16 protein-coding genes are annotated in these 20,144 nt (G+C 58.5%); 14 read left to right on the top strand and 2 right to left on the bottom strand.

The annotated features are described in order from the left end of the window. The first annotated feature begins 3 nt into the window (after positions 1-3). Genes trbE through B3527_RS06070 form a run of 8 tightly spaced genes read left to right on the top strand, consistent with a single transcriptional unit; the run spans position 4 to position 7,920 of the window. Positions 4-2,463 (top strand): conjugal transfer protein TrbE, encoded by a 2,460-nt coding sequence (gene trbE, locus B3527_RS06105; RefSeq protein ID WP_112062326.1) that lies wholly within the window; start codon positions 4-6, stop codon positions 2,461-2,463. Then, complete coding sequence (gene trbJ, locus B3527_RS06100) at positions 2,456-3,196, top strand: P-type conjugative transfer protein TrbJ (RefSeq protein ID WP_009802147.1); 741 nt, start codon at positions 2,456-2,458, stop codon at positions 3,194-3,196. Before trbE ends, trbJ begins: the two co-directional genes overlap by 8 nt. A 5-nt stretch (positions 3,197-3,201) precedes the next feature. After that, positions 3,202-3,474 (top strand): putative entry exclusion protein TrbK-alt, encoded by a 273-nt coding sequence (gene trbK-alt, locus B3527_RS06095; protein ID WP_009802146.1) that lies wholly within the window; start codon positions 3,202-3,204, stop codon positions 3,472-3,474. A 3-nt stretch (positions 3,475-3,477) separates the two neighbouring features. Beyond that, positions 3,478-4,764 carry a P-type conjugative transfer protein TrbL gene (gene trbL / locus B3527_RS06090; protein WP_009802145.1) on the top strand — a complete coding sequence of 429 codons (1,287 nt, stop codon included), beginning with the start codon at positions 3,478-3,480 and terminating at the stop codon, positions 4,762-4,764. Beyond that, positions 4,764-5,447: a conjugal transfer protein TrbF gene (gene trbF, locus B3527_RS06085; RefSeq protein ID WP_112062327.1), complete on the top strand. Its 684-nt coding sequence runs from the start codon at positions 4,764-4,766 to the stop codon at positions 5,445-5,447. The genes trbL and trbF overlap by 1 nt, the downstream gene beginning before the upstream one ends. Next, positions 5,444-6,481: a P-type conjugative transfer protein TrbG gene (gene trbG / locus B3527_RS06080; RefSeq protein ID WP_112062328.1), complete on the top strand. Its 1,038-nt coding sequence runs from the start codon at positions 5,444-5,446 to the stop codon at positions 6,479-6,481. The genes trbF and trbG overlap by 4 nt, the downstream gene beginning before the upstream one ends. Continuing rightward, positions 6,478-7,656: a TrbI/VirB10 family protein gene (locus B3527_RS06075; protein WP_112062329.1), complete on the top strand. Its 1,179-nt coding sequence runs from the start codon at positions 6,478-6,480 to the stop codon at positions 7,654-7,656. The genes trbG and B3527_RS06075 overlap by 4 nt, the downstream gene beginning before the upstream one ends. 3 nt (positions 7,657-7,659) lie before the next feature. Then, positions 7,660-7,920 carry a DUF2274 domain-containing protein gene (locus B3527_RS06070; RefSeq protein WP_009802141.1) on the top strand — a complete coding sequence of 87 codons (261 nt, stop codon included), beginning with the start codon at positions 7,660-7,662 and terminating at the stop codon, positions 7,918-7,920. Positions 7,921-8,437: 517 nt separating this feature from the next. Here B3527_RS06070 and B3527_RS06065 read toward each other — a convergent pair. After that, positions 8,438-9,619, bottom strand: coding sequence for an NAD(P)/FAD-dependent oxidoreductase (locus B3527_RS06065; protein WP_009802140.1), 1,182 nt, complete (start codon positions 9,617-9,619; stop codon positions 8,438-8,440). A 30-nt stretch (positions 9,620-9,649) separates the two neighbouring features. After that, a complete protein-coding gene (locus B3527_RS06060) occupies positions 9,650-12,265 on the bottom strand; it encodes a helix-turn-helix transcriptional regulator (protein WP_290479104.1) in 2,616 nt (871 codons plus the stop codon). A gap of 210 nt (positions 12,266-12,475) precedes the next feature. Here B3527_RS06060 and B3527_RS06055 point away from each other — a divergent pair, with 210 nt between their 5' ends. From B3527_RS06055 to B3527_RS06025, 6 genes are all read left to right on the top strand, one after another. Further along, positions 12,476-13,687 carry an alkane 1-monooxygenase gene (locus B3527_RS06055; protein ID WP_009802138.1) on the top strand — a complete coding sequence of 404 codons (1,212 nt, stop codon included), beginning with the start codon at positions 12,476-12,478 and terminating at the stop codon, positions 13,685-13,687. Between the two features lie 174 nt (positions 13,688-13,861). Further along, a complete protein-coding gene (locus B3527_RS16860; RefSeq protein ID WP_349677839.1) occupies positions 13,862-14,314 on the top strand; it encodes a rubredoxin in 453 nt (150 codons plus the stop codon). Between the two features lie 10 nt (positions 14,315-14,324). Continuing rightward, positions 14,325-15,770: an aldehyde dehydrogenase family protein gene (locus tag B3527_RS06040; RefSeq protein ID WP_112062331.1), complete on the top strand. Its 1,446-nt coding sequence runs from the start codon at positions 14,325-14,327 to the stop codon at positions 15,768-15,770. A gap of 31 nt (positions 15,771-15,801) precedes the next feature. Beyond that, positions 15,802-17,430, top strand: coding sequence for a GMC family oxidoreductase (locus B3527_RS06035; RefSeq protein ID WP_290479103.1), 1,629 nt, complete (start codon positions 15,802-15,804; stop codon positions 17,428-17,430). Between the two features lie 126 nt (positions 17,431-17,556). Beyond that, positions 17,557-19,179 carry a long-chain fatty acid--CoA ligase gene (locus B3527_RS06030; RefSeq protein ID WP_290479102.1) on the top strand — a complete coding sequence of 541 codons (1,623 nt, stop codon included), beginning with the start codon at positions 17,557-17,559 and terminating at the stop codon, positions 19,177-19,179. A gap of 93 nt (positions 19,180-19,272) precedes the next feature. Next, positions 19,273-19,959 carry an OmpW/AlkL family protein gene (locus B3527_RS06025; protein ID WP_009802132.1) on the top strand — a complete coding sequence of 229 codons (687 nt, stop codon included), beginning with the start codon at positions 19,273-19,275 and terminating at the stop codon, positions 19,957-19,959. Positions 19,960-20,144: the final 185 nt, after the last annotated feature.

Genomic DNA, 20,144 nt, shown 5'->3' with positions numbered 1-20,144 from the left:
GCGATGATGCGCCTCGCCGAATATCGCTCGACCGCCTCGCTATTGGCAGATTTTCTTCCGTGGGCGGCGCTCGTCGCGGAGGGCGTCATCCTCAACAAGGATGGCAGTCTGCAACGCACCGCACGGTTTCGGGGGCCTGACCTCGACTCCGCGACACCGTCAGAACTCGTCGCCGTGTCCAGCCGGCTCAACAACGCCCTTCGCCGGCTCGGATCGGGCTGGGCGGTGTTCGTCGAAGCGCAGCGGGCGCCGGCGCGCGACTATCCGCTCTCACATTTTCCCGATGCCGTTTCCGCCCTCGTGGACGCGGAACGACGCGCCCAGTTTGAAGATGCGTCCAGACATTTCGAAAGCAGCTACTTCCTGACTTTCGTCTGGATGCCGCCGCTCGACGATACGAGCCGCGCGGGACGATGGCTCTATGAGGACGCGCCCGACAGCAGCCTCAACCCGCGAGAGCATGTCGAGAGTTTTATGGCGCGAACGGATCGCCTGCTCGATCTCCTCGACGGCTTCATGCCGGAGGCCGCCTGGCTCTCAGACGAAGAGACACTGACCTTTCTGCATTCGACCGTGTCGACGCGTCGTCAACGCCTGCGCTTGCCCGAAACGCCGATGCATCTCGATGCGCTCCTGGCCGATAGCGCGCTTGTCGGCGGGTTGGCGCCGAGTTTGGGCGGGGCGCATCTGCGCAGCCTCTCCATCATCGGATTCCCCACGGCCACATGGCCGGGACTGCTGGATGAGCTCAATAGCCAACCCTTCGAATATCGCTGGGTCACGCGCGCTATCTGCCTCGACAAGACCGACGCGACCAAACTGCTGACGCGCATCCGCCGGCAATGGTTCGCCAAGCGCAAATCCATCGCCGCGATCCTGAAAGAGGTGATGACCAATGAGGCGTCGACGCTGCTCGATAGCGACGCGGCGAACAAGGCCGCCGACGCCGATGAAGCCTTGCAAGAGCTCGGCGCCGACATAGCGGGCGCCGCCTACATCACCGCTACGCTGACCGTCTGGGATGAGGACGAAGCCGTCGCGGACGCCAAGCTAAAGGCGGCGGAAAAAGTCATTCAGGGTCGTGACTTCACCTGCATGCCCGAGACTTTGAACGCCATCGAGGCGTGGCTCGGCTCGTTGCCCGGCCATCTCTACGCCAATGTCCGTCAACCGCCGGTCTCCACGCTCAATCTCGTCCACATGATCCCGATATCGGCAGTCTGGGCAGGACCGGCGCGCAATGATCATCTGGACGGACCTCCACTCTTTTACGCGGAGACGGAAGGCTCGACTCCGTTCCGCTTTTCACCCCATGTCGGCGATGTCGGGCACACGCTGGTCGTCGGTCCGACCGGGTCGGGCAAATCCGTGTTGCTGGCGTTGATGGCGCTGCAATTTCGTCGCTATGCGGGCGCGCAGATCTTCGCCTTCGACTTCGGCGGCTCGATCCGCTGTGCGACCGTCGCCTGTGGTGGCGACTGGCAGGATCTCGCCGGCGCGCTTTCGGATGACGAAGCCGCCGTCCAGCTTCAGCCGCTGCGCAACATCGACGATATCGGCGAACGCGCCTGGGCGCAGGACTGGCTGTCCGGCCTGATCGCGCGAGAAGGCGTCACCATCGATCCGGTCGCGCGGGATCATCTCTGGTCGGCGCTGACCTCGCTCGCCTCGGCGCCTGTCGCAGAACGAACGCTCACGGGGCTATCCGTCCTGTTGCAGTCGACCGAACTCAAACAGGCGCTCACGCCATTCTGTCTTGGCGGCCCCTTCGGGCGTTTGCTCGACGCCGAAACAGAAGAACTCGGAACAGCCGATTTCCAGGCCTTCGAGACCGAAGGGCTGATCGGATCGGCCGCGACGCCGGCCGTGCTCGCCTATCTGTTCCACCGGATCGAGGATCGCCTCGATGGACGTCCGAGCCTCATCATCGTCGATGAAGGCTGGCTCGCGCTCGATGACGGGACATTTGGCGGCCAGCTCCGCGAATGGCTTAAGACTCTAAGGAAGAAGAACGCCTCCGTCCTCTTCGCCACGCAATCGCTCGCCGACATCGACAATTCCGCGATTGCGCCCGCCATCATCGAGAGCTGTCCAACGCGCATCTTCCTGCCGAACGAGCGTGCCTTCGAGCCGCAGATCGCCGACATCTACCGCCGCTTCGGCCTCAATGAACGCCAGATCGAGATCGTCGCGCGGGCCATGCCGAAGCGGGACTATTACTGCCAGTCGCGCCGCGGCAATCGGCTCTTCTCGCTCGGTCTCGGCGAGGTCGCGCTCGCCTTCACGGCCGCATCGTCGAAGACCGATCACGCCGCCATCACCGACATCCTCTCCGAACACGGACGAGACGGCTTCGCCGCAGCCTGGCTCGCCCGTCGCGGTCTCGATTGGGCCGTCGAACTGCTCGGCCAAACACCTGATCCGATCCCATCCCCTCAAACCACGGAGACTACTCATGCGTAAGAAACTCGCCGCCCTCATGCTGACCGGAGCCATCGCTTTGGCGCCGATGCAACCGGCCTATGCGCTATTCGGCGTCGGCGACGTCGTCATCGATCCGACCAACCTCGCGCAAAATATTCTCACCGCCGCACGCACCCTCGAAATGATCAACAATCAGATCACGCAGCTTCAGAACGAGGCGCAGATGTTGATCAACCAGGGACGCAACCTCGCAAACCTGCCGCACTCATCGCTGGCGCGTCTGCGGTCGATCATGCAGCAGACGGAAGATCTGCTGGGCGAAGCGCAGCGCGTTGGATACGTCGTCTCCGAAATCGAACGCGTCTTCTCAGAACAATATGGAGACGCCGCAGCAACCGGCGATTTCGCCGCCATGAACGCCAATGCCGAGGCGCGCTGGCGGACCTCGGTTGCAGGCTATGAAGACGCGTTGAAGGTCCAGGCCGGCGTCGTCGGCAATATTGAAGCGACGCGCACGGAATTGAGCACTCTCGTCTCGCAAAGCCAGGGTGCGGTCGGCACCTTGCAGGCGGCGCAGGCCGGCAATCAACTTCTCGCCCTGCAAAGCCAGCAGATGACGGACCTAACCGCCGCCATCACCGCGCAGAACCGCGCGGACGCGCTGGACGCGGCTCGGCGCGCGTCCGCTAAAGCGCAGGGGCGCGAGAACCTCAATCGCTTCCTCGACTACGGGACCGGCTACACGCCAACCGCCGTCAGCATGTTCCGGTAATACCCGTGCGCAATTCTCCCGACCAAATCATCAGGCCCGTCGCCATCGCCTTGGGCGGGCTCGCTGCGCTCTTCGCCGCGGTTGAGCTGGCGAATACGGTCACTCCGGAAACGCCATCGGTTCCTCCCGTGACCAACAATCCTTTGCAGGCGGAACTTTCTCGCTGCCGAACGGTGACGCCGGAAGAGCTGGAAATCGACACGATGTGTCGCGCCGCCTGGGCAGAGCAACGCCGCCGATTTCTCGGGCTTCCCGGCGACGATCCCGAGAAGGAGTAGGATATGGGCGGTGTTGGCGTCATTGACCGGTTCCTGCAGGTCTTCACCTCCTACATCGACAGCGGCTTCGGCCTGCTCGGCGGCGACGTCGCCTTCCTGGCAACGACCCTGATCGTCATCGACGTGACGCTCGCTGCGCTCTTCTGGGCCTGGGGCGCCGACGACGACATCCTCGCCCGGCTCATCAAGAAAACGCTCTTCGTCGGCGTCTTCGCCTACATCATCGGCAACTGGAACGCGCTCGCCCGCATCGTTTTCGAAAGCTTCGCCGGGCTTGGCCTCATCGCTTCGGGCGGCAGCCTTAGCCCCGGCGAGCTGCTTCAGCCCGGCCGCATCGCAGAGATCGGCCTTGATGCGGGCCGTCCGATTCTCGCGTCGATTTCCGATCTGATGGGCTTTGTCTCCTTCTTCGAGAATTTCCTCCAGATCATCATCCTGCTTTTCGCCTGGCTGGTCGTTCTCCTGTCCTTCTTCATTCTGGCGATCCAGCTCTTCGTCACGCTGATCGAGTTCAAGCTCGCCACGCTGGCCGGCTTCATCCTCGTACCCTTCGGCCTGTTCAACAAAACCGCCTTCATGGCTGAACGCGTGTTGGGGCTGGTGATCTCGTCCGGGGTCAAGGTCCTGGTGCTCGCCGTGATCGTCGGCATCGGCTCGACCATCTTTGGCGAGTTCACCGCGGGGTTCACGGGTGAGCCGACCATTGAAGACGCCATGGCAATCGTTCTCGCCGCGCTTTCCATGCTCGCGCTCGGCATCTTCGGTCCGGGCATCGCCAACGGCATCGTTTCGGGCGGCCCGCAACTCGGCGCAGGCGCTGCGGTTGGCGCAGGTCTCGCCGCCGGCGGGCTTGCTGTCGGCGGGGTCGCTGGCGCCCGGATGGCCGTCGGAACAGTCGGCGCCGGAGCGCGCGGCGCGGCGGCAGTCGCTGGTGGCGCCTCGACCGCCTACAGCATGGGAAACGCTGCCGCTGGCGGCGGCGCCTCCGGTGTCGCCGCCGGTCTCTCTAGCGTTGGAAAAGCGGGCGTCAGCGCCGCAACGAACCCGCTTCGCCGTTCCATGAGCGAAAGCTACCGCTCAGGTTCGCGCGCAGCCTTCGAAGCGACCGGCGGCAAGTTCAGTAACAGCCCCGACGTCTCGCCCTCAGCCAGTGGCGTACCGCCAGCCTGGGCGCGGCGCATGAAACAACAGCAAACCCTTCACCACGGCGCCGCCGTCGCAGCTCATGCCGTTCGCTCTGGCGACCATGGTGGCGGCGGGACCGCCGTCAGCCTTTCGGAGAAATCATGATGTTCCGTCGTCCAAGCGTTCGCTATTCCAAGACCCCAGAGCCCGTCACGCCCTATCAGAAAGCCGCACAGGTCTGGGACGAACGCATCGGGTCCGCCCGCGTGCAAGCCAGGAACTGGCGACTGATGGCGTTCGGCTCTTTGCTGCTCTCAGGCGGGCTCAGCGCCGCGCTTGTCTGGCAGTCCACACAAGGGACGATCACGCCCTATGTTGTCGAGGTGGACAGGCTTGGCGCGGCGCAAGCCGTGACGCCTGCCACCGCCGACTTCCGACCGACCGATCCGCAGATCGCTTACCACCTCTCGCGCTTCATCGAGAATGTGCGCCAAATCCCGGCCGATCCGATCGTGCTGCGCCAGAACTGGCTGCACGCTTACGACTTCACGACCGACAAGGGCGCGCTGGCGCTCAACGACTACGCCCGGGTGAACGATCCCTTCGCCAAGGTCGGCGACACGCAGATCTCGGTCGAAGTCTCCAGCGTTATCCGCGCCTCCGAGAGCAGCTTCCGCATCGCCTGGATCGAGCGCCGCTACGCCAACGGACAACTCGCCGCAACGGAACGTTGGACCGCCATTCTCACCATCGTTCTGCAACAGCCGCGCGATGCCGAGCGCCTGCGCAAAAACCCGCTCGGCATCTTTGTCAACGCCATCAACTGGTCCCGGGAGTCCGCCCAATGATAAAGACACTTCGCCTGAACAAAGCCTCCATGACGGTCCTCCTCGCCGCGACCACTCTCTCGGGATGCGCGACCTTCAAACCGCCGGAGATCGCTTACGACACCCCTCCGATCGAAGCGAAGCTTCTTCCGGAACCGGAGAGTCCGGTGCGGATCGTCGAGCGCACCAGCCCACTGCCGCTGCCTGGTCAACTCAAGCCGATCAATGGGGGAGACCGAGCGCCGGAATCTGCCGGTCCCGCTGAGCGGGTGAACGAGGCGAACGCCGCCGCCCGGATGGAGCCGGTACGAGACGGCTTCATCAACGCCGTACAACTCTATCCCTACACCGAGGGCGCGCTCTATCAGGTCTACGCATCGCCGGGGCAGATCACCGATATCGCCCTGCAGCCCGGAGAGAGCCTTGTTGGCTCCGGACCGATCGCGGCCGGCGACACGGCGCGCTGGATCATCGGCAACACCCAGAGCGGTTCAGGGGATGATCAGCGCATCCATATTCTGGTCAAACCGACGCGGCCTGATCTTCAGACCAACCTCGTCATCAATACGGATCGGCGGACTTATCATCTCGAACTGAGAGCGAACCCGTCCGCCTACATGGCGTCCGTCTCGTGGACCTATGCCGAGGATGCCTTGATCGCGCTCAGGCGGCGCAACGCCGAGGCGGAAGCAGCCTTGCCGATCGGACGTGACGTGGTCCTCGACTCCTTGCGCTTCCGCTATCGGATCGAGGGCGACCGCGCGCCCTGGCGGCCGCTTCGCGCTTTCGATGATGGGCGGCAGGTCTTCATCGAGTTCCCGCGCGGGATCGGACAGGGGGAAATGCCGCCGCTCTTCGTTATCGGTCCGGAAGGCGAAGGCCAGCTCGTCAACTATCGCATCGCCCGCAACTACATGATCGTCGATCGGCTCTTCGCCGCCGCCGAACTGCGTCTCGGCGACAGGCAGAAACGCGTGCGGATCGTCCGCACCGACGGGGTGAGCCGCAACGCCCCTACCGCGTCACGCCCCGGCGCCGTGGGGCCACGCAAATGAGCGACGATAGAGAATCCCGTGAGGACAAAGAGATTGCCGCCTCTTTGCGGCTGCGCGCCGATCCGCCAACGGTCATGCGTCTCTCGCGCCGCACGCTGACGGTGCTTGGCGCGGTCGGAGGCCTCGGTCTCGGTGCCATCCTGATTGTGGCTCTGCAAGATCGCAAACCGGCCGATGGACCGCCGGAACTCTATTCGACCGAGCGAATCCAGGCAGCCGAAGGTCTGTCGCGCCTTCCGACCGACTACACAAACATACCCCAACTTGGGCCGCCACTGCCCGGGGAGCTCGGGCGGCCGATCCTGTCAGCTCAACAACGCGGTCAGCCCGTGCCGGCGGTCGTCGCTGCGCCTGCCGTCGATCCTGACGAACAGCGCCGGTCGCAGGAGTTGGAGGCAGCCCGGCTCAGCCGACTTTTCGCTGAAGCCACGACCACCATCGATGACCAGCCTCAAACTTCGTCGGCGGTCGGTCCTTTACAATCCGGCGCCGGATCCTTCTTTCCCGCGAGCGTAACAAGCGCAGCACCAGATGCCACGGACAGACGGGAAGCCTTCCTTGACGAACCCATTGATCGACGCACGACAAGCAACGACCGGCTCACCGATCCGCCAAGCCCCTATGTGGTCCAGGCCGGTGCGGTCATTCCGGCGGCGCTGGTCACGGGTCTGCGCTCGGACCTTCCCGGTCAGATCACCGCGCAGGTGACATCCAATGTCTATGACAGCCCGACCGGTCGCTTCCTGCTGATCCCGCAAGGCGCGCGCCTCATCGGTGAATACGATAGCCGCGTCGCTTTCGGCCAAAGCCGCGTGCTGCTGGCCTGGACACGGCTGATTCTGCCCAATGGGCGCTCTATCGTTCTCGAACGCCAGCCCGGCGCCGACGAGGCCGGCTATGCCGGCCTCGAAGACGGCGTCAACAACCACTGGGGACGGCTGTTCATGGCGGCCGGGCTCGCCACTGTCCTGAATATCGGTGTGGAGCTTGGCGCCGATGATGACGACGACATCGCCCGCGCCATTCGCGAAGGAACGCAGGACACGATCGGCCGCGCCGGTGAGGAGGTTGTTCGTCGTCAGCTTTCCATCCCGCCGACCTTGACCATTCGCCCCGGATTCCCAGTGCGCGTGATGGTCACGCGCGACCTCATCCTCGAACCCTATCGGAATTGACCCATGACCAAATTGAAACTCGGCGCCATCCCAGACGATAAACCTGTCAAATTGAGTATTGAACTTCCCGCCGATGTGCATCGCGATCTTGTTGCCTATGCTGACGTGCTGGCCCGTGAGACCGGACAGAAGAACGAAGCCGCAAAGCTTATCGCACCTATGTTGGCGCGGTTCATGGCGACAGATCGTGGTTTCTCGAAATCTCGAAAAAGTGGCCGGTCGCCTTACTCCCCCCGGTCAACGTCGGAACCACAAATCACCTGATGTCCGAAGCTTCATCATCACGGCCATCCAGGCATCGAGCGTTCAATCACCAAAAAAGCTTCGCCTTCCGGTGGCTACCGCCTGTGAGGAACCTGGCGGGAGGGCTGGATCGCCAGCTGTCAATGTCCTGTTGAGTATAGCTGTCTTTGTGGGAAGAAAGCAGGGTGGCAGTCGTCGCGATGCGCACAGTTGCCTCCGCCTTGCGCAATTTCGATATGATTTCTTCAGGCCGAAATCGCTTTACCTCCATGAATGCAGCCAGGTGATTCTTTGTTCGTGGCCGCGTCCAAAAGGATCGGGTCAGTGCGCGCATTCTGATGCATGTCCATGTGGTGTTCCTCCGGCGAAGTTGACGTGTCGGAACATCAGTCTCCTTCGGCATCGCCCAATGGACAACCTATTGAAAATTCAAATCCAGGCGCAAAGAACGAGGTGTGGAATCTGTCCAATACTCTGGATGCGGCTTCGAAGCAGAAAAAGTGGCCGAACTCGCCCCAAAATCAGACCTGATTGTGGATTATTGAGTGTCAACTGGAATGCGCGGAGAAATCGCTCTCGCAAGGGCGCTCTGACGATTGGGAAGGTTTACGATCTCGGCTGCGATAAGACGTTCGCCGCATTTCAGATGCGTTTCCAAAGTTGGTGGATGCTGAGAAGCATCGCTGCGAACCAGATCGTAACCGGACGATATTCCGACCGCCTGAACCTTCATGTCTTTGAGATCGGACCAGAACCGTGGGGGAACTGGGGTAGGACGTTCTTTGTTGCAAATGGCCGCTGCCGCAATCTGGGCCTGCGTGGTTGCATTGTGAATGGTTTCGATACGCAGTTTTCCGGATGCGAATTCGTTTTCACCGCGGGCACAATCTCCGATTGCAAATATTTCGGAGTCAGATGTCCGCATGTCCTGATCGACGCAGATACCATTGTCACATTCCAGGCCCGCGGCTTCGGCAAGCGCAATATTGGGTGTTGCACCAATCCCCGCCAACACGAGATCGGTCTTTATTTGGGATCCATCGCCAAGATGGATCGAGGAAACGCGGCGATCAGCGGCGCCGAACCTCTCAATCTTCTGATTGAAGAGAAACTGAACACCGGCATCTTTCAGCTTCTGAGTAACGAAATTGGTTGTTGCGGGTGAGGCAACGCGGGCCATGGCGCGAGCGGCGGCCTCGACAACAGTGACGGTTCTCCCAAGATTGACCGCGGCAGAGGCCACTTCGAGCCCGATAACACCGGCGCCAATGATTGCAACGTCGCGACAGCCAGGATCGCTCAAGGCTTGGCGAAGCCTTGCCGAATCGCCCAGGTCTCTCAGATAGTGGATCCCTTTCAGGTTCGCGCCCTTCGCATTAAGACGACGCGGCGATGCCCCTGTGGCAAGGATCAAGGTATTGAATTTCATCGTCTTCCCGTCCGCAAAGTGGATTCTACGCTTATTCCTATCAATCTTGACGACCTTGCGCGCCCGCATCAGGTCGATGCGATTGTCTTCGTAGAATGAAAGAGGACGTATCAGAGTTGGCTGCGGTCTATCCGGTCCCTGCAGCCACGCCTTGGACAGAGGCGGGCGCTGATAAGGCAGCGACACCTCATCGCCAATAAGTTTTATCGCACCTTCGTAGCCATTCATGCGCAAGGTTGCGGCAGCATTTGTTCCGGCCGCTCCATTGCCGATAATCACAGTTGTGTTCATGTTTCTTTCCTCCCCGGGTTTACCGATTGTTTAGATGAGGCTAAGCGAGCGCGCAGCCATTACTGCCTCGGTGCGATTGGCGACGTTTAGACCACGCAAAATTTTTCTGAAATGCCACTTCACGGTGTCTTCCGTGACATGCATGCGCACTGCAATTTCCTTGTTGCTCAGCCCAAGTGCGGCATGTTGCAGGACGATTACCTGCTTCTGACTTATGGGGGCCGATCTATATGCAAAGGGGCGTTCAGTAATCTGCACATCATGCGCAGGTACTTTGGTCCTGGCGACCTGAGTTGTCCGTTGATCCAAGAACGCTTTCGCCGCTGGACTGATGACACGCAGAAAATGCCGCCTGTTTATCAAGGACCTGAAAGCGCCCAGTTGTTGTGCCTTCAGATCGGCATCGGCGATTCTTTTCAGCGCCTGCTTTTTTTCGCCCATCAGATAAATTGCAGTCGCAAGCGTATATTGCGCCCTGATTTCTCCGCGTTGGTCTCTGACGGCGGAAAAGTTGGAAAGGGCTTTTCGAGCGTGCATCTCGGCCAGGCCCAGTTTGCCGTCTCGCAGAAATCTTGAGGCTTCTAGCAAGGCGATTTCCGCCTGGATGGCGCGATTCTGGTTTGGCAGAAACACCAGGTCTTCGACGGACGGAAGCGGCTCGGTCGCGAGCGGAGTGCTGGTTCGGGTTCCCATAGCAAAGACTTCGGAGCCCAATCGCACCAGAATGCCCAGCCGCTTCAGACCGTGATCCTTTGCCAGCAGGCGGCAACGTTCAAGCAACAAGAACGCCTGCAATGTGTCACCCTGGCGAATATAGATCTCGGCCGCGCTTCGGACGGTGTTCCACACCACATCCGTCACCCCGAATTTCAGCGCAAAATCCAGAGCCTCTTGCACAAGACACTCATCGGGAGTGATAGACTCTTCTTCTGTTTGGACCTGAAGCTCGAAGGCCGCGAGCATTCCTTTGGTAAAGGGTGTGCACTCATGGGCGACGTTTTCGTTCTTCTGTGCCCGACGAATCTCGCTGCGTGCGCCATAGATGTCGCCATTGAGCAGCTTAGCCAGAATCCCAGCAGCAGCAAGCCAGCCAAACGCATAACGGTGACGGACCGCGCCGCTCACGACCGTGGCGGAGGCTATTTGATCTGAAAGGGCAGCAAACTGCCTGCCGGAAGCGGCGATGAATGCTCTGCACGTCTGTGCTGCGGCATGGCCGACAGGATTGGCCGACCCATAGGTATCAATCCAGACCGCGCATCTTTCATCGCTTTCTTTCAATTCATCGTGGGTGGCAAGACCGATGGCATGCACTAGTTTCCCCCAGCCATTCGAATCTTCCTCCTCCGAAGGTGCGGAAACCCTCTGGTCGTTCAGCCTGGAAAGCACATCCTGTGCTTCCTGTGCGCGTTGACTGAAGTACAGCACCCAAGCATATCCGATAGCCAAGGATGGCATCTGAAGCAGTTTGGCTCTGGGAATGCCCGTGAACCAGATCGTCAAGGCCTCAATCTCTCCTTGTCTCAGGGCTAGATCGAACAGAGCTTGATCAGTTAGCCGTTTGGCCCAGTTGTGATCGTGTGCGCGAAGAGCAACATCCACGACCAAACGGTACTCTTTTTTTCGCCAATGCCAGAATGCGATACGTTTTAGGAAATACGACCGACGCGATCCATTTGCTTCGATGAAACGATTGCGCAGGTACTCTTTCAGGGCCCGGTTCATTTCATAGCATTTTGGTTTTTCAACGCTGGATATCAAAAGCCCGTGGCGCGATGCTAGTTCTGCCAATTTGCAACTGGAATCGTTAATCTTGAACACATAATCGCTGCAGTCTGCCGTGATTTCCTCCAGCCAACTGGCGTTAATCAGGTGATCGAGGAGCGGCCGCGTAATCTGTGCCAGTACGTCGGTTTCGAAGTATGCCTGAACCTCTGAAAGGTCAGCGATCGCGTCGCCTGATGCTTTCGATTTGCCAGCCAGTGCGCATAGAAGCGGCCAACCAGCCGTCTTGTTGTATATCTTCGTCGCCCGGTCGGCTTCCAACGGTAGAATTGAACATGTCTCGTCAAGAGTGAAGCTTAACTCTCTTGGACCGATCGTAACCACATGCGAAACTACCGACAGGGTGACCAACGTGCCCGGTTGGTGCCCGCTTACTACCAGTCGAACGGCTTCTGGCGTTTCCAGGGTGATCGTTTTCAGAAATCTCTGTGTGGCGGCAGAGTCAGAAACGCCGTCCAAGCAAATCATGACGGGTCTTTTCCAATCGAAAAGAAGGCGCAGTGCGATGATCTCTGGGCCGCGATCACCGGACGTGACGGGAAGGTCCGGTGGCGAAAGCATTGCGACAATCGCGGTTGCAATAAGGTCCGCTTCAGAGACGCTCTCTGGCCAGAACGACGACAGGTCCAGATAGATACAATCGTCTCCTCGGTCGGCAGCCGATTGGGCGCACAAGGCGATCTGCACTGATTTGCCGAAGCCGCGAGGTGCCTGATAAAGGAGGCATTTCGCGCCGGGGTGTCCCGCAATATCCAGTCTGTCACGTCTCAGGCAGCCCTGAGTCAATTTCTTTTGACGGACATTCATGCGTTCCAGAAAATCGTAGATGTCGTTCGGGATTGCGCTGGAGGTCTTAATCATCCCTCCCTCCCTGAAAGTGATGTATCGTAGGCGTGCCGACATCTTACCTAGCGCACAAAAACTCTAAACTACACGAACGTGTAGTTGTGGGGTGACCTGATTGAGAGGCAGCTTAATTCCAAGCGGCAAGAAGCAGCAAGTACGAAAAGGAGATGCTCTTCTGGCCAATACAGAAACTTACAACAGCCTTTTCCTTGGGAGGAGTAGACTATGAGCGATCTAAGCCAAGCGTCCACGGCGCAAGCTGGCGCCGATGAAGTATACGTTGATAAGAAACGGTATTTTTGGATTTTGTCCGTATTCTGGCCGGCAACGCCGCTAATCGGACTGTATCTGGTCTCGGTAACCGGCTGGAGCATCTGGTACGGGACTGTGCTGATTTTATGGTATCTGGCGGTTCCGATGCTGGACGCTATGTTTGGCGAGGATTTTTCCAATCCCCCCGAATCGGCCGTACCTGATCTTGAAAGAGACCGATATTATCGCGTGCTTACTTATCTGACGGTGCCCATGCATTATGCGGCTTTGATCGGGTCTTGCTGGTGGGTCGCAACCCATTCTCTGAATGCGCTCGAATTCGTCGCGCTGGCACTGTCGCTGGGGGTCGTCAACGGTTTGGCGCTGAACACCGGCCATGAACTCGGTCACAAGAAGGAAGCTTTTGATCGCTGGATGGCAAAACTGGTGCTGGCAGTGGTGGGCTATGGCCACTTCTTCATCGAACATAACAAAGGGCACCACCGTGACGTGGCCACCCCGAAAGACCCGGCAACCTCGCGTATGGGTGAAAACATCTATTCTTTCGCAACCCGCGAAATCCCCGGGGCTTTCAAACGCGCTTGGGAACTCGAAGAGGTTCGCCTTGAGCGGAGTGGTAAGAGTGTCTGGAGCCTGGACAACGAGATCCTTCAGCCGCTGATCATTACCGTCGTTCTTTATGCCGGGCTGCTGGCATTCTTCGGGCCCATCATGCTTGTGTTCCTGCCCATTCAAATGGCGTACGGATGGTGGCAGCTGACCTCGGCCAACTATATCGAGCATTATGGCTTGCTGCGCGAAAAACTGCCCAACGGCAAGTATGAGCATCAGAAGCCGCACCATTCGTGGAACTCGAACCATATCATGTCCAACCTGATCCTGTTCCACCTGCAGCGGCACTCGGACCACCACGCGCACCCGACGCGGTCCTATCAATCCCTGCGGGACTTCAAGGATCTGCCTGCGCTTCCTTCGGGCTATCCCGGGATGTTCTTTGCCGCGCTGATCCCCTCCTGGTTCCGGTCGATCATGGATCATCGTGTCCTGGACTGGGCCAAAGGCGATCTGAACAAGATCCAGATCGAACCCGGTATGCGCGACTACTATGACCGCAAATTCGGGTCGGTCGCACCTGCGCAGCCTGCCGCAATGCCCGCCGAATAAAACCCAAGGCTTGGCATCTCAGACAAAGGCGTTGGCCCCCATGGGGCCAACACTGACCTGACAAACAGCCCCTTGCTTTAACCCAAAGATGGGGCCGCAGACACAACCGACAGAAAATCTGGAGAGACGCATGTGCTTGCCTGTCAACGCACGTGTGTAAGGGAGGAATGAACAATGGCCAAATATCAATGCCCGGATTGCGGATATACCTACGATGAAATCCTGGGGCACCCGCATGAAGGTTTCCCGCCGGGAACGCCGTGGTCGCAAGTACCCGAAGACTTTGCGTGCCCCGATTGCGCGGTCCGCGACAAAGAGGACTTTGTGCTGATCGGCGAAGCCGCAGCGCCTACACCAACCCCGGCACCCGAACCCGTAGCGGTTGCCCCTCCTGCCGCCGCACCGCAGCCGCCTCAGCCTGCGCCGGTGGCGCAAGCGGCCCCTGCCGCCGGAACCGCCTACCGGAAATGGCTTTGTATCACATGCGGTCATATCTACGACGAAGCCCTTGGTGACGAACACGAAGGTTTTCCGCCGGGAACGCTGTTCAGCCAAATCCCCGATGATTGGTGCTGCCCGGACTGTGGCGCCACGAAAGAGGACTATGTCCTCTACGAAGAAAAATAAGAGCGCGAACATGAATCAGGTTGCCTCATTTCCCGCCAAAACAGCCGGTGCCGATGACATCCGAGCGGCGTTTGACACCCAGATTCGGGCACAACTTGCCCGGCGGGCGGTCTTTGACCGCAAGGCACGTATCGCACAGCTGGACCGCCTGGCAGAGGCCGTCAAACGGAACGAGGACAAAATCATCGCGGCTTGCGCGGCTGATTTTCGCAAACCCGCCGAAGAAGTGAAACTGACCGAGATATTTCCTGTGCTTCAGGAAATCCGGCACACCAAACACCATCTGAAGTCGTGGATGCGCCCCAAACGGGCGCGCGCCACTTTGGGGGTGTTTGGCACCAAGGCACGGGTTCGCCCCGAGGCCAAGGGTGTATGCCTGATCATCGCGCCCTGGAATTATCCGGTGAATCTTTCGCTCGGGCCGCTGGTTTCGGCAATCGCGGCGGGCAACAGTGCCATCATCAAGCCGTCCGAAATGACGCCGAATGCGGCTCAGGTCATCACCGACATCGTGGAAGAGGCGTTCACACCGGACCTGGTCAAAGTCATCGAAGGCGATGCCGCGGTTTCCCAAGAGCTTCTGTCGCTGCCCTTCGACCATATTTTCTTCACGGGCAGTCCGACAATCGGCAAGGTCGTGATGGAGGCGGCTGCAAAGAACCTCACCTCTGTAACTCTGGAACTTGGTGGCAAGTCGCCCACTATCGTCGGGCCCAACGCCGATATCAAGAAGTCCGCGCGCAACATCGTCTGGGGTAAGTTCTCAAACAACGGTCAGACCTGTATCGCCCCCGATCATGTGTATGTGCACCGCGATGTGTCGGCCGCGTTCAAGGCCGCGCTTCAGGCCGAGATCGGTCGGGTCTATGGGAAAACGCCCGAGGCACAAAAAGCAACGCCCGACTATTGCCGGATCGTGAACGATAGGCATTTTGACCGGGTGCGCAACCTGATCGAGGATGCCCGTGCCAAAGGCGCAAGTATCCTTCAGGGGGGTCAGACTGATGCGGGCCAGAACTTCGTTGCCCCGACGCTGATTTCCGAGGTTTCGGATGATATGGAAATCACTCAGGAAGAGCTGTTCGGGCCAATTTTGCCGATCATCGAATATGTTGATCTGGATAAAGTGATCGACAAGATCAACGCAAATCCCAAACCGCTTGCCCTGTATATCTTCGACAATAGCAAGAGTTTCGCTGATCAAATCATCACGCGCACCTCTTCGGGCGCCGTGGGCGTAAACCTTACAGTGGTGCATTTCCTGCACCCGAACCTGCCATTCGGCGGCGTCAACAACTCCGGCATCGGGGCGGCCCATGGCGAATACGGCTTCAAGGCCTTTTCGCATGAAAAAGCCGTTCTGGAGGAAAATCACTCCATCACTCACATGCTTTTCCCGCCTTACACGGGCTTTGTACGCCGCCTCATAAACATCGTGGTCCGGGTGCTTGGATAACAGCCGCCCGGAACCAATAGGGAGAGAAGAAATGTACGACTATATCATCGTCGGCGCCGGATCCGCCGGTTGCGTTCTGGCCAACCGGTTGTCTGCAAACCCGGCAAAACGCGTCGCGCTTATCGAAGCGGGCCCAAAGGACAAGAACCCCCTGATTCACATGCCAGTGGGGATCGCCTTGTTGGCCAATAGCAAAAAGCTGAACTGGGCATTCGATACCGAACCACAAGAACATTTGAATGGCCGTAGACTGTTCTGGCCTCGTGGCAAAACACTGGGCGGGTCGTCGTCCATCAACGCCATGGTCTATATCCGCGGGCACAAGGCCGATTACGACTACTGGGCGTCCGAGGCAGGCACGGATGTCTGGGGCTGGGACCGCATGACAGACCTGTTCAAGCGGATCGAAGACAACCATCGGTTCGGAGCATCCGATAGTCATGGTAAGGGCGGCGAGCTTTCCGTGAGCGAGCTGAAAACCGTGAACCCTTTGAGCCGCGATTTCGTACAGGCTGGGCGTGAATTGCAGATTCCTCACAACGGCGATTTTAATAGCGGTTCGCAAGAGGGGCTGGGCATGTACCAGGTCACGCAAAAGGACGGAAGGCGCTGGAGTTCGGCGCAAGCCTTTCTGCGGGGGGCTGAGTCCCGTTCCAATCTTGAAGTCATCACCGACGCCCGTGTGACCCGCGTCGTCATGGAAGAAAAGTCCGCAACGGGTGTCACCTTGCGGCAGGGCGGCGAATATCGCCAACTGCGTCTCAATGCCGGCGGCGAGGTGATCCTGTCTGGCGGGGCCGTGAATTCGCCTCAACTTCTCCTTCTGTCAGGTATCGGGGATGCCCAAGAAATTAAACGGCATGGTCTAGCCGTCGTTCACGACCTTCCCGAGGTTGGCAAGAACATGGCCGACCACCTCGATGTAACGATTATGCATGCTGCTAGCTCACGGCGCCCGATCGGTGTCGCGCCCAGCTTTCTGCCGCGTGGCATTGGTGGTTTGCTTTCCTACATCTTCAGACGTAAAGGGTTTCTCACGTCAAATGTTGCGGAAAGCGGTGGGTTCATTAAGTCGTCCCCTGACCGCGATAGGCCGAATGTTCAGTTTCACTTCCTGCCCACATATCTGAAAGATCATGGCCGCAAGATCGCTTTTGGTTATGGCTATACGCTTCACATCTGCGATCTTTTGCCCAAGAGCCGCGGCTATATTGGCCTCAAAAGCCCGGATCCTATGGACGATCCTCTGATTCAGCCGAATTATCTTAGCGATCCGGAAGATATGGGAACGATGATTGCAGCCTTCAAAGCTGGGCGCAGGATACTCGAAGCGCCGGCAATGTCTGCGCACAGCAAATACGAAGTGCACCCCGGTAAATCCGTACAGACCGACGATGAGATCGCGGCATTCATTCGGGAAAGCGCAGAAACAATCTATCATCCGGTTGGTACATGCCGAATGGGTGCGGACAAGGATTCTGTGGTCGACCCCGAGCTTAAGGTTCGCGGTGTATCTGGGCTGCGAGTGGTGGACGCATCCATCATGCCAAGCCTTGTCGCTGGAAACACCAACGCCCCGACCATGGTCATCGCTGAGAATGCGGCCGAGATCATTCTGGGGCAGGTGCGTATTTTTGACAGGAGTCGTTCAGTTGCCTGAACTTTATGATGAAAAGCGAAAAACAGTCCGGTGTCAGGGGGCGATGGGGTTTATTGTAAGAAGCTTCCAGCAGTTTCAGAACGGCACGATTCCAACCCAAATTTCAAGTTCTGAAGAGGAAGCCAAATGCGCGGACAGATGATGGCTATGCCACTGACCATTCATTCACTGATCGACCACGGAGCTCGCTACCACGGCGACACCGAGATTGTGTCGGTGGAAACAGATGGCACAAAGACTAAGACGAACTGGAAAGGTATTTCTGACAGATCCCGGCAGCTCGGCTCGGCGCTGACAAAGATGGGGCTCTTCAAAGGGGATCGCGTGGCGACGATCGCGTGGAACAATGCGCGGCATCTGGAATGCTACTTTGGCATTTCCTGTGGTGGAATGGTATGTCACACGATCAATCCGCGCCTTTTCCCGGAACAGCTTGTCTATATCATCAACCACGCGAAAGATCGGGTCATCTTTTTTGACAAGACGTTCCTGCCGATCATTGAGGGGATCAAGGAGAAGCTGACGACTGTCGATACCTTCGTTCTTATGTCCGTGCGTGATGAAAAAGCAGCAAGAAAAATCCCCGGACTTGTGTTCTACGAGGACTTCCTGGCCTCGGGCGACGAAAACGCCGATTGGGTGGATGTCGATGAGAATGACGCATCCAGCCTTTGCTATACTTCCGGGACTACAGGAAACCCCAAGGGCGTTCTGTATTCGCACCGCTCTACGGTGTTACATTCGTTGGGCGCGGCCCTTCCCGATACGCTGAACATTTCAGCACGCGAAGTGATGATGCCCGTGGTTCCGATGTTCCACGTCAATGCCTGGGGCATCCCATATGCTGCTGCGATGGTCGGCGCAAAGCTGGTCCTGCCTGGTCCGGGACTTGATGGTGACAGCCTTACACGGCTCATCGACGACGAAGGCGTGACGGTCGCGCTTGGTGTTCCTACAATCTGGCAGGGGCTTCTCGCATCGCTCGACAAACTCGGCTCCAAAGCCGAAACCCTCACACGGACAGTGGTCGGTGGGTCGGCTTGTCCCCCGTCGATGATCGCCGAATTCCGCGACAAATATGGCACCGAAGTCGTGCACGCCTGGGGCATGACCGAAACCTCGCCTCTCGGGACCGCGAATGCCTTGCTGGAACGCCATGCAGGCATGACCGAGGAAGAGCAGGCGAAAGTGCGAGAAAGCCAGGGCCGCCCGCCCTATGGCGTGGAACTCAAGATCGTTGACGATGAAGGCAGCACACTTCCCGAGGATGGGGCGGCGCAAGGCAATCTTCGCATTCGCGGCCATTGGGTCGTAGACAGCTACTTTTGTGCGGAGCCGGGCACGACTTTGGCATCCGATGGATGGTTTGAAACCGGCGATGTGGCCTCGATTGATGCCGATGGGTTCATGACGATCCGGGATCGCTCCAAGGACATCATAAAATCTGGCGGCGAATGGATTTCCACCGTCGAACTTGAGGGCATCGCGGTCGGTCATCCCGGTATCGTGGATGCCGCCGCAATCGCGGCAAAACATGAAAAATGGGACGAACGGCCGGTCCTTGTCGCGGTCAAGGCACCAGGAGCAAAAGTGTCAGAGAAGGATTTGATTGCCTTCTTTTCTGACAAAGTCGCCAAATGGCAGATCCCGGATACGGTCGTTTTTGTGGATGAGCTTCCACGAAACGCAACCGGTAAGGTGCTGAAGAACAAGCTGCGGGAAGCCTATGGGGACGTGCTTCTGGCGTAGCCTGAAATCAGGCAAGCGGGTTTGCGGATCGCATGTTCCGCCTGTTTGCGACCGCGCATAGGGCGCGAAAAAACGACCAAAAGGGAGGAATAAATGAAACAATCTAATGTAAAATCCAAGGGGCCTTTTGCCTCGAAGTTTGTGTTAATCACGATGATCGGTGGCTTTTCGTCGTTCAGCGTCGCAAATGCGGAACCGCTTTACTCCAAGGGCGACTGGCTTTTTGGCCTGAATGCGGCGAAAGTATTCACGAACGAAACGTTGGATTCAATCAGCGCGGGCGGTGCGCCAATACCCGGGGCTGGTGTCAATATCACCGATGACACCACGCTGAGTTTCGACGTTTCCTATTTTTTGAATTCATCTGTAGCGTTGAACTTCTTTGGTGGTTTGCCTGCCAGCGCTAATCTTGCAGGGAGCGGCAGTTTGGCAGGACTGCCTGTTGGAGAGACGGAATATGGCCCTGCTGTTTTGTCGCTTCAATATCACTTTTCGACTAATTCATCCGTTAGCCCTTATGTTGGTGCCGGTATCGCTCGAATCTTGTTTCTGGAAGAACAAGGGGATGCACTCGCGGACTTCGACTTGAAAGACGCCTGGGCGCCCGCTGTCCAAGTTGGAATGCGCTATCAAATGAGCGATAATTGGTTTGCTAATGCCGATATACGTTACACGCCATTCGAAACAGATATCTCTGGGACACTCGGCGGGGCGCCGGTCAGAGGCAAGATTTCGGTGGACCCAACAATTCTCAACATCGGTATTGCCTACCGGTTTTAAGCTATTATTGCTAGAAGAGCTGGCAAGGAAAGTGAGTAACAAAACCTCGAAAAGCAAGCTCTTGGAGATGTGAGGAAACGGGCCCGACCTCAGAACGAAGCGGACACGGATTGCGTGACTGACCTGAGCCCCACGCGTCCCTCACTCATTTCGAGAGTCTAGCCCTTTCTGAACCGCTCCCAAAA

It is taken from the genome of Hyphomonas sp. UBA4505 (assembly GCF_002388685.1).
Taxonomy (GTDB): Bacteria; Pseudomonadota; Alphaproteobacteria; order Caulobacterales; family Hyphomonadaceae; genus Hyphomonas.
The sequence above is the reverse complement of the archived record's forward strand: the minus strand, read 5'-3'. Positions and strand labels throughout refer to the sequence as shown.

Bases quoted from the DNA above. Each gene is read 5' to 3' on its own strand.
- trbE (WP_112062326.1), top strand. From the start codon at position 4: ATGATGCGCCTCGCCGAATATCGCTCGACCGCCTCGCTATTGGCAGAT.
- trbJ (WP_009802147.1), top strand. From the start codon at position 2,456: ATGCGTAAGAAACTCGCCGCCCTCATGCTGACCGGAGCCATCGCTTTG.
- trbL (WP_009802145.1), top strand. From the start codon at position 3,478: ATGGGCGGTGTTGGCGTCATTGACCGGTTCCTGCAGGTCTTCACCTCC.
- trbF (WP_112062327.1), top strand. From the start codon at position 4,764: ATGTTCCGTCGTCCAAGCGTTCGCTATTCCAAGACCCCAGAGCCCGTC.
- trbG (WP_112062328.1), top strand. From the start codon at position 5,444: ATGATAAAGACACTTCGCCTGAACAAAGCCTCCATGACGGTCCTCCTC.
- B3527_RS06075 (WP_112062329.1), top strand. From the start codon at position 6,478: ATGAGCGACGATAGAGAATCCCGTGAGGACAAAGAGATTGCCGCCTCT.
- B3527_RS06070 (WP_009802141.1), top strand. From the start codon at position 7,660: ATGACCAAATTGAAACTCGGCGCCATCCCAGACGATAAACCTGTCAAA.
- B3527_RS06065 (WP_009802140.1), bottom strand. From the start codon at position 9,619: ATGAACACAACTGTGATTATCGGCAATGGAGCGGCCGGAACAAATGCT.
- B3527_RS06060 (WP_290479104.1), bottom strand. From the start codon at position 12,265: ATGATTAAGACCTCCAGCGCAATCCCGAACGACATCTACGATTTTCTG.
- B3527_RS06055 (WP_009802138.1), top strand. From the start codon at position 12,476: ATGAGCGATCTAAGCCAAGCGTCCACGGCGCAAGCTGGCGCCGATGAA.
- B3527_RS16860 (WP_349677839.1), top strand. From the start codon at position 13,862: ATGGCCAAATATCAATGCCCGGATTGCGGATATACCTACGATGAAATC.
- B3527_RS06040 (WP_112062331.1), top strand. From the start codon at position 14,325: ATGAATCAGGTTGCCTCATTTCCCGCCAAAACAGCCGGTGCCGATGAC.
- B3527_RS06035 (WP_290479103.1), top strand. From the start codon at position 15,802: ATGTACGACTATATCATCGTCGGCGCCGGATCCGCCGGTTGCGTTCTG.
- B3527_RS06030 (WP_290479102.1), top strand. From the start codon at position 17,557: ATGCGCGGACAGATGATGGCTATGCCACTGACCATTCATTCACTGATC.
- B3527_RS06025 (WP_009802132.1), top strand. From the start codon at position 19,273: ATGAAACAATCTAATGTAAAATCCAAGGGGCCTTTTGCCTCGAAGTTT.